Genomic DNA, 12,471 nt, shown 5'->3' on the forward strand with positions numbered 1-12,471 from the left:
AACATCCTGCGAATTACTACCTCGAAAAGCCATAAAAGATTAATGTTCTTGTAGTAACTCCATTAATTCATCCTCATTAATAATTTTTATTCCTAACTCATTTGCTTTTGCCAATTTAGAACCAGCAGCTTCACCTGCGATCACCAGATCGGTTTTTTTAGAAACACTGGCAGTGACTTTTGCGCCAAGTAATATTAACTTGTCTTTAAGCTCATCACGCGTTAAACGGTTTAATGTACCGGTTAAAACTAGTGTTTTGCCGGTAAATGAACTATTGGTTTTCTTAACTGGTATAGCTGGCCAGCTAATACCAATTTCATTCACTAACTCATTAACAACATCGCGATTATGTAGTTCGTGAAAAAAATTAATAATATGCTTTGCTACTACCTCGCCAACATCGGGTACTGTTTTTAGCGACTCTATATCTGCTGACATGAGTGAAGTTAACGTCGCATAATGTGTCGCCAAATTGCCCGCCGTTGCTTCGCCAACTTCCCGAATACCCAACGCATAAATAAAACGAGCTAATGTAGTTTGTTTGGATTTATCAAGCGCATTAATTAGATTTTGTGCAGATTTTGGCCCCATACGTTCTAATCTGGCTAAAATATCAGGATTTAAACGGTAAAGATCGGCCGCTGTCGTTACATACTCTTTATCAACCAATTGATCAATAATCTTATCACCCATGCCTTCAATATCCATTGCTCGGCGCGAAACAAAGTGCTTCAAGGCACCCTTACGTTGTGCGGCACAAATTAAACCACCAGTACAACGGATCACAGCCTCACCTTCGATACGTTCAATGGCTGAACCACAAACCGGGCAGTGAATAGGAAACCGAATTTCTCTGCTATCAGTAGAACGTCTTTCAGTGAGCACATTAACAATCTGCGGGATCACATCACCCGCTCTGCGAATAACGACGGTATCCCCAATGCGTATACCTAAACGTTCTATCTCATCAGCATTGTGCAATGTTGCATTGCTTACCGTGACCCCTGCAACCTGAACAGGCTCTAATCGGGCAACCGGTGTAATAGCACCGGTACGTCCTACTTGAAATTCAACATCATGCAATAAAGTTATCTGTTCTTGAGCGGGAAATTTAAATGCCGTAGCCCAACGAGGAGCTCGAGCAACAAAACCAAGCTCTTCTTGCAGCGACAACGGATCCACTTTAACAACCACACCATCGATATCAAAACCTAAGCCTAAACGCTCTTGCTCAATTTGATGGTAATAGGCTAAAACTTGTTGGCTATTTTGGCAAAGCGCTACCTTATCACTAACGGGTAAGCCCCATTTTTTAAACTGCATTAGACATTGATATTGGCTAGCCGGCAATTGTCCGCCCGCTAACAAGCCGAAACCATAACAAAAAAAGGCTAATGGCCTTTTGGCAGTAATACGAGGATCAAGCTGACGTAATGAGCCTGCTGCGGCATTACGTGGATTGGCAAAAATTTTACCATCATTACGCCGAGCTTCCTCATTCAGTTTTTCAAAACCGCGATGAGTCATAAAAACTTCACCACGAATTTCAATACGCGCAGGAATATTGTCGCCGGTCAAACGGAGCGGAATTGCTCGAATGGTACGAATATTAGCCGTAATATTTTCGCCTGTTGTACCATCACCACGCGTCGCAGCCTGCACCAGTTCGCCATGTTCATATAACAGGCTAACCGCCAAACCATCTAATTTAAGTTCACAACAAAATGTCAACTGGCTATTATTTTTTAAACGATCATGTACTCGTTTATCAAAGGCTAAATAACTCTCTTCATCAAAAACGTTATCTAATGACAGCATCGGTATTTCATGGCGTACCTGCTCAAAAGCCGTTAATGGCGCAGCACCAACCCGTTGTGTTGGCGAATCAGCAGTAATCCACTCTGGATGCTCAGCCTCCAATTTTTTCAATTCCTGCATCATCCGATCATATTCTGCATCAGGTATTTCAGGCGTATCTAATACATGATAAAGATATTCATGATGCCGTAATTGCTGTTTAAGCCGAGCAAGATAATTTTGTTGTTCTTTCATTATTCACCATACAACTAAAGACAAAACCCCCGCTATCACGGGGGTCGATTACTAATCATCTAATATTTAAGTTAATGCTTTTCTAATTCGGCTATGATATTCCTCTATCATTTGGGGTGTCAGCATTTTGCGATCCTCATCAAGCACGACACCACCAACATCAGCCGCAATACGTTGTGCTGCTTGCAACATCAATTTGAAGTTTTGTGCTGAGTCACCATATGAAGGTACCATCATAAATATAGATATACCCGGAGTGGTGAAATCAGACATGGCCTCTGGCTCAAAAGAACCGGGTTTCACCATATTGGCTAAGCTAAATAAAATCTGCCCAGAACCAGAAGGATCAACATGACGATGAAAGATCTGCCTTTCACCAAACTGAAAACCCGATTGAAAAATACTTTGTAACAACAGATCACCGCCTAAAACTTGACCTTGCAGTGCCGCAACATGTAAAACAACAACAATATCCTTTTTATCAGCTTCATCAGCTAAGCTACTTTGTTGTTTTTCACCATCAGGATGTTCAACTCCACCAACAGCCTGTTGGCTGCTTTCTGCTGTGTTTGCTACGAAAGCGTCTTCCCTTTCTTCACTATTAATTGAATTTAGCGCAGGCTCAGAAATCTCAAGTTCAAGCTGTTTAGTCTGAACGCTCTTTTCTTGCTTAGCACGAGATCCAATTTCTACTTCAGTATCAGCTAGATGTGGATCATCGTTAGGTGTTTTCACTACCTTAGATGATTCAGATTTTCGGGAAGCAAATTGTTCATTTGCCTTCTGACTAGTCAATTTAGATGCTGATTGTTGTGCCTCCATCATTTTATCGCCAAGGGATGGATCGCCTGCACTCTCAGGTGTATCCTGACTATGTTGTTTACGGCGCTTCATAGGGCGATCTTTAAATAGCTTCGAACGCTCTTTACGACTTGTCCAAAAGCCATGTAACAGTAAAGCTATTATAGCTATCGCACCAACGACCACTAATATTAGACGCAAATCCTGCATCGCTCTATCTCTGTTGTTTGAAAAATAATCGCCACCATGGCGGTATCATTATATTAAGAGTATTTGCCAATAACGTTAAGTGCAACCCTCTACATAATTTTCTTACAAAAAGTTAGATATTTATTCTTTTTTCGCTGTTTTTTTAGCCAACAAAAGACTAGCCAGCTAAAAATCCTATCTATATGATACAAGATCAAACATAAAGGAGATAATATGAAGTATGATTAATTCAATAAAATCACTAAAAACTGCGAATGGTTTCTATTATTTTGCTCAGGGATGGCAGCTAGTTACTCGTCCAGGTATAAGACGTTTTGTTATCTTACCCTTATTAGCAAATATTATTTTACTCGGTAGTGCCTTTTGGTGGCTTTATAGCAAATTAGGCGATTGGATCCAAACATTACTTTCTTATGTTCCCAGTTGGATGCAGTGGTTAAGTTATCTAATATGGCCTATTGCGGTGATCTCTATTTTACTTATATTTGGCTACTTCTTTAGTACTATCGCCAATTTTATTGCTTCTCCTTTTAATGGCTGGTTAGCTGAAAAATTGGAAGCCGAATTAACAGGAACTCCCGCGCCCGATACCAGTTTTGCGGTACTTATTGCCGACATACCGCGGATCTTAGCGCGGGAAGTAACAAAATTATGTTACTACCTTATTCGTGTTATTCCGTTGCTGATCCTGTTTTTCATTCCCGGTATTGCTCAGACAATCGCACCAATTTTATGGTTTTTATTTGGTGCTTGGATGATGGCAATTCAATATTGTGATTATCCTTTTGATAACCATAAAGTAAAATTTGATCAAATGAAGTTGGCACTTGCCAATAATCGAACAACCAGTATCCAGTTTGGTGCAATAGTCAATTTGCTGACAATGATCCCTATTATCAATTTGGTTATCATGCCCGTCGCAATCTGCGGTGCAACAGCAATGTGGGTTGATCTCTACCGTCTGAAACATAACCGTCATTAACTCAAACGCTGAAGTTAGCTAAAATTTCTTACCCTAACTTCAGCTATCTCAGATAGTAATAATAATCAAAATAAATGATTGTGGCATATTTGATGTTAGTATCCGCAGTCAACATAAAAATTAAGCTTAATTTACTAAAAAATAGTTATTAGTTACCACCAAATATCCCGTTATATCAGTTAGTAAAAATTAATCAAAGCGACGATAAACACCTGAGTGATATAACGGTAGGATAAATTTTTATTTCCAAAATAATTCGCTTAGCGTATGGTGATTAGTACTATATTTGAGCATGTTTATAGCTTCTGAAAAATAGTAAGGACGATCGATGAGCAACATCTTTGAAGATAACTCGCTAACTATTGGTCATACTCCATTAGTTCGTTTGAAACACTTTGGTAACGGAAATTTGTTAGCAAAAATCGAATCACGTAACCCAAGTTTTAGCGTAAAATGCCGCATTGGGGCCAATATGATTTGGGACGCAGAAAAAAAAGGTCTGTTAACCCCTAAACTAGACAAATTGACAACCAATAAAACTTTAATCGAGCCGACCAGTGGCAATACCGGAATTGCCCTGGCTTACGTTGCCGCTGCGCGTGGATATAAGCTTACCTTGACCATGCCTGAAACTATGAGCCTTGAGCGGCGTAAATTATTAAAAGCACTTGGCGCTAATTTAGTCCTAACTGAAGGTGCTAAGGGCATGAAGGGCGCCATTGAAAAAGCCATCGAAATTGTTGCAACTGCTCCAGATCGTTATCTTCTTTTGCAACAATTTAATAATCCAGCCAATCCTGAAATTCACCAAAAAACAACTGGACCTGAAATTTGGCAAGATACTGATGGTGAGATAGCCGCTGTCGTGGCTGGAGTTGGTACCGGTGGTACAATTACTGGCATCGGCCGTTATCTAAAAAAGAAAGCAGGTGGTGAAGCCATTAAAATGATTGCTGTCGAGCCAGCCGCATCGCCAGTAATAAGCCAGACATTAGCTGGCCTAGAAATAAAACCTGGTCCACATAAAATCCAAGGCATAGGTGCTGGTTTTATCCCTGATAACCTGGATCTTGCTCTTATTGATGATGTGTTTGCTATTAGCGATGACGAAGCGATACAAACCGCTCGGCTAATTATGCAAAAAGAAGGTATTTTAGCCGGTATATCATCAGGCGCTGCAGTTGCCGCAGCGGTAAAATTAACGGCAAAACCGGCATTTCAAAATAAGAATATTGTGATTATTTTACCTTCTTCCGGTGAACGCTATTTGAGTACAGATTTATTTTCTGCTGCCAATGCAAGCTAATGACTATTTTTGCGCACAATTAGCTAAAAAAGCACTTTAAAAGTGCTTTTTTTGTGTCGTAGATCAAAGTTTAGTGTGTATTAAGATGATTTCTTGAAACGAGTTTAGTATTTAAGTCATTAATTATTTCGACAATCGAAATTAATCAAAAAATAAGCAGTGAAAATTTACAAATAGGGCATAAACTAGGCAAATTAGCATGTCTGGCTCTATAATGTCGATATACATAAAATTTATGTTTGATAATGGAAAAAAAACGTTTTTCTTTTATTATCACTGAAAAGTAATACGCAAATCCAGATTATTTCAGCTAAAATATTTTGGATTTACTAATAAAAAATATTAAGTTTGTTGAGGGAAAAAATATGTTCCAACAAGAAGTCACCATCACAGCACCTAATGGTCTTCACACTCGCCCGGCGGCTCAGTTTGTCAAAGAGGCAAAAAGTTTTTCTTCTGAAATTACACTTTCCTATAACGGCAAATCTGCGAGCGCTAAAAGTTTATTTAAACTACAAACACTCGGCCTGACTCAAGGAACTGTTGTCACTATTTCTGCTGAAGGTGAAGATGAGCAGAAAGCAGTAGAACATCTAGTTAAACTAATGGCCGAATTGGAGTAATGACATACGGGCAATATAACATTTATTTTCTATTTTTTATCCCTTGATATCTTTATCTGGGGATATCTATTTAACCATAAGTATCAGAGCCAGTCCTATGAGCTAGCTATTTTTCGCCCATTGGTAGTAAGGTAACATTTATGATTTCAGGAATTTCAGTATCACCAGGTATCGCCTTCGGCAAGGCATTAATTCTTAAAGAAGCGCCAATTGTTGTCAATCAAAAGAAAATTTCTGACGACCAAATTGACAGTGAAATTAACCGTTTTATTGCTGGACGCGAAAAAGCAATAGCACAATTAAAAACGATAAAAAAAACCGCAGAAAAAAATCTTGGTGAAGAAAAAGCGGAAATATTTGAAGGTCATATAATGCTGCTTGAAGATGAAGAACTTGAGCAGGAAATTTTTTCTTTCATCAAAAAAGAGCACAAAACTGCGGATGCTGCAGCCCAAAAAGTGATTGAAGAACAAGCCACAGCATTAGAAGAATTAAATGACGAATACCTCAAGGAACGTGCCGCTGACGTCAGAGATATTGGTAAACGCCTGCTAAAAAATATTTTAGGGTTGCCTATTGTTGATCTTGGTTCAATTACAGAAGAAGTCATTTTGGTTGCGGCGGATCTTACCCCGTCTGAAACCGCACAATTAAACTTGAAGAAAGTGCTTGGCTTTATTACTGATATAGGCGGACGCACTTCTCATACTTCAATTATGGCCAGATCGCTGGAAATTCCGGCTATTGTTGGCACAAGCAATGCAACGAAGAACATCCAACCAAACGATTATCTTGTTTTAGATGCTCTCAATAATCATATTTATCAAAATCCATCTGATAGTGAGATTGACAAGCTTAAACAAATTAAAGATGAGTATTTACGTGAAAAAAGTGAGCTCGCAAAATTGAAAGATTTGCCCGCAATAACTTTAGATGGTCATCAAGTTGAAGTTTGCGCAAATATTGGTACTGTACGTGATGTAGAAGGTGCTGAGCGTAATGGTGCTGAAGGTGTGGGTCTGTACCGTACTGAATTTCTGTTTATGGATCGCAATAATTTACCTAGCGAAGAAGAACAATTTCAAGCTTATAAAGCGGTTGCAGAAGCTATGGGGCAACAGGCTATTATTATTCGTACCATGGATATTGGTGGGGATAAAGATCTTCCCTATATGAACCTACCGAAAGAAGAAAATCCTTTTCTTGGTTGGCGAGCAATTCGTATTTCCCTTGATCGCAAAGAAATCCTGCACGCTCAATTACGTGCTATTTTAAGAGCCTCTGCCTTCGGCCATCTACGTATTATGTTTCCCATGGTCATTTCTGTGGAAGAAATTCGCACCTTAAAAGAAGAGCTAGCTATACTTAAACAGCAATTAACCGAGGAAAAGCACGCTTTCGATCAGTCGATTGAAGTTGGGATTATGATTGAAACACCAGCAGCTGCAGTTATTGCGCATCATTTAGCAAAAGAAGTCGATTTTTTTAGCATCGGAACCAATGATCTAACACAGTATACCTTAGCGGTTGATCGCGGAAATGATCTGATTTCTCACCTTTATAATCCAATGTCTCCTTCAGTGTTAAAACTTATTAAACAAGTTATTGATGCTTCTCATGCAGAAGGGAAATGGACAGGTATGTGTGGTGAGCTTGCTGGTGATGAACGTGCTACACTATTATTACTTGGTATGGGATTAGATGAATTTAGTATGAGTGCAATCTCAATTCCAACTATTAAAAAAATTATCCGAAATGCAAATTTCAAAGATGCAGAAACATTAGCAGAACAAGCTCTTAATCAACCGACAGCGAAGGAATTGATGGATTTGGTTGAAACATTTATTAAAGAAAAAACACTTTGCTAAAATCATCAACCAACTCTTGACCCCATAAGAAAACAATTAATTAGGAGAAGATCCATGGGTCTGTTTGACAAACTCAAATCACTGGTTTCAGATGATAAAAATAGCACTGGTAATATTGATATTATTGCGCCAATTTCAGGTGAAATTGTTAATATAGAAGATGTTCCAGATGTTGTTTTTGCCGAGAAAATTGTTGGTGATGGCATTGCTATCAAGCCTACTGGTAACAAAATTGTTGCTCCAGTTGATGGAACTATTGGTAAAATATTTGAAACGAACCATGCATTTTCTATCGAATCAGATAATGGTATTGAGTTATTTGTCCATTGCGGTATTGATACAGTTGAATTAAAGGGTGAAGGATTCACCCGCATAGCAGAAGAAGGACAAAAGGTACAAAAAGGAGATTTAGTGCTTGAACTTGATCTTCCTCTATTAGAAGAAAGAGCAAAATCGACATTAACACCTGTGGTCATTTCTAATATGGATGAAATAAAAGAGCTAACTAAACTTAGTGGCTCTGTTGTTGTAGGTGAAACCGTTATTATGCAGATCAAAAAATAAACTACCATTCTTCCCTTCATTAATTATTAATGAAGGGAACTTCTTCGCTATTTCGCTATTTAATAACAATGATTGTTTACTATAAACAACTATTTATCTTTGATATTATTTAATTCAATTAAATAATCCGGTGGAAAGATAACGATCCCCTCTGTCACAAATAATAGTCACAATAACTGCCCCAGGGTTCTGTTTAGCAACGCGTAATGCCCCTGCCACAGCGCCTCCTGAACTAACACCACAAAAGATACCTTCATCTATTGCTAGGCTCTTCATCATTTGTTCTGCTTCTATCTGAGTGATATCCAATATTCTATCAACTTGTGCAGATCTGAATATACTTGGAATATAATCTTGAGACCAGCGCCGAACCCCTGGAATATAGCTATTTTCTGCTGGTTGCAAACCAATAATTTCTATTTTATTTGATTTAGATTTTAAATATTGGCTGACACCGGTAATTGTCCCAGTTGTCCCCATACTTGAGACAAAATGCGTGATCCGCCCTGCTGTCTGACGCCAAATTTCAGGGCCTGTCGTCATAAAATGGGCTAATGGATTATCAAAATTATTAAATTGATCAAGCACTTTACCTTCATTTCGAGATTGCATCTCTAATGCACGATCACGTGCCCCTTCCATCCCTTCCGCTTCACTAACCAAAACTATTTCAGCACCATAAGCTCGCATCACTGACTGACGTTCAACACTCATATTTTCCGGCATTAATAATTTTAGTTTATATCCCTTTATGGTGGCTATCATTGCCAATGCGATCCCTGTATTACCACTAGTTGCTTCAATTAAGGTATCACCAGGTGTAATTTGACCTCGTTTTTCTGCTTGCTGGATCATAAAAAGGGCTGCTCTATCTTTGACTGAACCGGCAGGATTATTACTCTCTAGTTTTACCCAAATTTCAGCATCCCTATTTTTAGTCAATCTTTTTAGCTTAACTAGTGGCGTATTACCAATAAATTTTTCCAAATAATCCACATTATTTACCTAATTATTTTTATTATAAAGAATAAAACAACGCTAATAGCAACATAAACAACAAAAATAGCTGATAATCCTTGCAACAAAGTTATAATATGCAACTTTGATTAAAGGATTTAAACAATTCAATTTTTATGTCATACCTTGATATAATTTATTACTAAATTAAATCATTATTGTGCAGACCAAATAATACCACTTACTTTCCAATTAGCTAAAACATCATTTGATGGCACTAGATTTTTGGGACCACTCCATTTGCCAGTAAAACGATAAGTAACATGCCTAGATTGAGGAGAAACACAATTGATAGTTAACATATTGGTTTGCTTTGAATCAGGGTAACAACTACCTTGCACTGCGTTTTGATAGATTTGCGAGAATAGTGTTCCTATTTTTGTATCCCATACTGTTTTAATATCTTCATCCACGATTTCGATTCGCTTAACTTCCCCATTCTCAACACCATAAATAACTATCTTTTCTTGAAAATTATTTATACCTTGGAAAAGAGACATTAATTGCCCCTGCTCAATTTGCATTCCAGAGCGAAAATGGTATCGGTTATTTAACGCTGCTGCAATAATCTGCTCTTCCATCGGGGTCATTTTATTAATTTGACCAACTCCGGTAGAGGAAATTTTAACTGAACTGGCAAACCAATTCATTGGATATAAACTTGACCATGAAATACTGCTACATCCGGTTAGTGATAATAGACTTGTTGCAAATGACACTTTTAACCAAAATAATCGGCTGTTGCCAAAAAGTTGTGGCATAAAAAACCCCTTAAAATTAATTTACAATATAATAAAAAAAGTAAAAATATTAATAATTTTATTTAAAATTTGTTTATAATGTGTGAAATTAGCAGCGTGATAGAATACAAGTTAATAATCTACAAAAAAGTAAGTAAAACAAGTTTTTTCCAAATAAAGATGAAATTAACTTTTATTAATCTGACAGTTTAAAAATAACCCACTAATACCGATAAAAAATTTTCACAAAAAATAAATTAATAAAATTTTATATCAAAAAAGATAAATATTGCTATCATCAAATTAATTGCATTAATCACTCAAACGCTTGATCATCAATTAATCGTTTAGTGTATAAAATATTTTCCTGTTGTAACTCTTCGTAAGCCATTTTCTCACACATACAGATGGTAGCGTCATTCTCTTCAGGTACTAAAAACATAATTTGTGGGCAACCTTTAGCAATTAATTTTTTTTCTAAACGACTAATTAATGCATTGGCAATCCCTCTACCACGGTATTCAGGGTGCACCGCTAAATAATAAGCAGATCCTTGATAACCATCGTATCCTCCCATGATGGTACCAACAACTTCACCTGCCATTTCAGCAACTAAAAAAAGATCTGCCCCCGATAACATTTTACGCTCGATATCTGCTTCAGGATCTCTATCTGTTTGAATTAGCTGACAAAGCCCCCATAATGTGATAATTTCTTCAAAATCATCTTGTTGAAAGGTTCTTATTTCCATATTTTTTTACCTACTTAGTGAAGAATAAAGATTGGCATTCTTATTATCTAAACAAGAATGATGGTAGCAAAATAAAATGAATAAGATAGCGCCGAAAATGTTGATTTTATACTCCATAAATCATTATTTCACTTTTAAATAATTTAATTTATTTACAATAAAATCATATGGTTATTACGTAAATTTATTATTCTGTTTATTTAACACCGCTCTACTTGGCTTTTCAATAGCAAATAATTAAAATTTACTAAAATAATAATACCAACACTAAATAATATCAGAATTTTATTGGCTAAAATTCATTTTATATTAAATCCATTCCATTCTGACAATAAGAGAATAGATAAATACTTCTGCTTTTTAGCCGAAATTGGGTTGTGGTTAACTTTACTAACCGACAATTATAGTATTAACCATAGACTTAAACTGCCAACAACGACAGTTTTTGAATAGACTATAATTAGCTTACTTGATTCACTGATACATGCATAACTCTACTATTAATATTTATAGGCAGTCATGCTTAATATTTTGCTATCGTTATTGCAATACTAAAAGATCCAATCAATAACAAAATGTATTCAGACCGTATTGAGTGTATAATTAACCGCTAATCTACTACTCTAATAATAATCAAAAGCAATGTTATGAATATACCTGATATTAATGCAGTGAAGGCATTTCTTCTCACTTTGCAAGATAAGCTCTGTCAGCAATTTGAACATATCGATAACACCGCAAAATTTGCCGAACATAACTGGCAACATAAACAAAAAGGTGGCGGTCGTAGCCGTATATTAAAAAACGGGACGATTTTTGAGCAAGTAGGAGTCAATTTTTCCCATATAAGTGGTGAGCATTTACCTGCTTCTGCCACAGAAAATCGTCCACTACTGGTAGGTCGTCGCTATCAAGCAATGGGAGTTTCTTTAGTTACTCATCCACTCAATCCTTATATTCCAACAGCCCATGCTAATGTCCGTTTTTTCATTGCAGAAAAACCAGGTGAACCATCAGTATGGTGGTTTGGTGGTGGATTTGATTTAACTCCCTATTATGGCTTTGAAGAAGATATTATACACTGGCACAAGATTGCGCAGTCTCTATGTTTACCTTATGGAAAAGAAATTTATCCCAACTATAAAAAATGGTGTGATCGCTATTTTTTTATCAAACATCGCAATGAGCCACGCGGGGTTGGCGGCCTTTTCTTTGACGATTTAAACCAACCCGATTTTACTACCTGCTTTCACTTTACTCAGGATATTGGCAATGGTTTTCTTAAGGCATATTTACCTATTGTTGAAAAAAGAAAACAAACAGCTTGGAGTGAACGCGAGCGCCAATTTCAATTATACCGCCGAGGACGTTATGCAGAATTTAATCTGGTATGCGATCGTGGAACCCTGTTCGGGCTGCAGACTGGCGGTAGAACAGAATCAATTTTAATGTCCTTACCACCACTAGCACGCTGGGAATATAACTATCATCCTGAGTCCAATTCAGATGAAGAAAAACTTTATAATCATTTTTTAATCGAAAAAGAGTGGGTATAAA

At 37.1% G+C, this 12,471-nt stretch carries 11 protein-coding genes; 6 read left to right on the top strand and 5 right to left on the bottom strand.

Annotated elements, in window-relative coordinates; genetic code table 11:
* Positions 1–39: 39 nt before the first annotated feature.
* Together ligA and zipA are read right to left on the bottom strand one after the other, a co-directional pair.
* Positions 40–2,052, bottom strand: coding sequence for an NAD-dependent DNA ligase LigA (gene ligA, locus WH390_RS03570; RefSeq protein ID WP_406850680.1), 2,013 nt, complete (start codon positions 2,050–2,052; stop codon positions 40–42).
* 66 nt (positions 2,053–2,118) lie between these two features.
* Entirely contained in the window at positions 2,119–3,063 is a 945-nt protein-coding gene (gene zipA / locus WH390_RS03575) for a cell division protein ZipA (protein WP_032114727.1), read from the bottom strand.
* Between the two features lie 220 nt (positions 3,064–3,283).
* Here zipA and cysZ point away from each other — a divergent pair, with 220 nt between their 5' ends.
* The 5 genes from cysZ to crr all read left to right on the top strand — a co-directional run bounded on the left by cysZ (position 3,284) and on the right by crr (position 8,406).
* Positions 3,284–4,045 (top strand): sulfate transporter CysZ, encoded by a 762-nt coding sequence (gene cysZ / locus WH390_RS03580; protein ID WP_032114728.1) that lies wholly within the window; start codon positions 3,284–3,286, stop codon positions 4,043–4,045.
* Between the two features lie 328 nt (positions 4,046–4,373).
* Positions 4,374–5,351 (top strand): cysteine synthase A, encoded by a 978-nt coding sequence (gene cysK, locus WH390_RS03585; RefSeq protein WP_032114729.1) that lies wholly within the window; start codon positions 4,374–4,376, stop codon positions 5,349–5,351.
* A 365-nt stretch (positions 5,352–5,716) separates the two neighbouring features.
* Positions 5,717–5,974, top strand: a complete 258-nt coding sequence (ptsH, locus tag WH390_RS03590; protein WP_032114730.1) for a phosphocarrier protein Hpr — start codon at positions 5,717–5,719, stop codon at positions 5,972–5,974.
* A gap of 140 nt (positions 5,975–6,114) precedes the next feature.
* Complete coding sequence (gene ptsI / locus WH390_RS03595; RefSeq protein ID WP_032114731.1) at positions 6,115–7,842, top strand: phosphoenolpyruvate-protein phosphotransferase PtsI; 1,728 nt, start codon at positions 6,115–6,117, stop codon at positions 7,840–7,842.
* A gap of 54 nt (positions 7,843–7,896) precedes the next feature.
* Entirely contained in the window at positions 7,897–8,406 is a 510-nt protein-coding gene (gene crr, locus WH390_RS03600; protein ID WP_032114732.1) for a PTS glucose transporter subunit IIA, read from the top strand.
* A 114-nt stretch (positions 8,407–8,520) separates the two neighbouring features.
* Here crr and cysM read toward each other — a convergent pair whose 3' ends face one another.
* The 3 genes from cysM to WH390_RS03615 all read right to left on the bottom strand — a co-directional run bounded on the left by cysM (position 8,521) and on the right by WH390_RS03615 (position 10,914).
* A complete protein-coding gene (gene cysM / locus WH390_RS03605) occupies positions 8,521–9,402 on the bottom strand; it encodes a cysteine synthase CysM (RefSeq protein ID WP_032114733.1) in 882 nt (293 codons plus the stop codon).
* A 176-nt stretch (positions 9,403–9,578) separates the two neighbouring features.
* On the bottom strand, positions 9,579–10,184 hold the full coding sequence (locus WH390_RS03610; protein ID WP_032114734.1) for an RpoE-regulated lipoprotein: 606 nt from the start codon (positions 10,182–10,184) through the stop codon (positions 9,579–9,581).
* A 295-nt stretch (positions 10,185–10,479) separates the two neighbouring features.
* A complete protein-coding gene (locus tag WH390_RS03615) occupies positions 10,480–10,914 on the bottom strand; it encodes a GNAT family acetyltransferase (RefSeq protein ID WP_032114735.1) in 435 nt (144 codons plus the stop codon).
* Positions 10,915–11,561: 647 nt separating this feature from the next.
* Between WH390_RS03615 and hemF the strand changes: the two genes are divergently transcribed.
* On the top strand, positions 11,562–12,470 hold the full coding sequence (gene hemF / locus WH390_RS03620; protein WP_032114736.1) for an oxygen-dependent coproporphyrinogen oxidase: 909 nt from the start codon (positions 11,562–11,564) through the stop codon (positions 12,468–12,470).
* Position 12,471: the final 1 nt, after the last annotated feature.

The organism is Candidatus Arsenophonus nilaparvatae, assembly GCF_045346035.1.
GTDB lineage: Bacteria > Pseudomonadota > Gammaproteobacteria > Enterobacterales > Enterobacteriaceae > Arsenophonus > Arsenophonus nilaparvatae.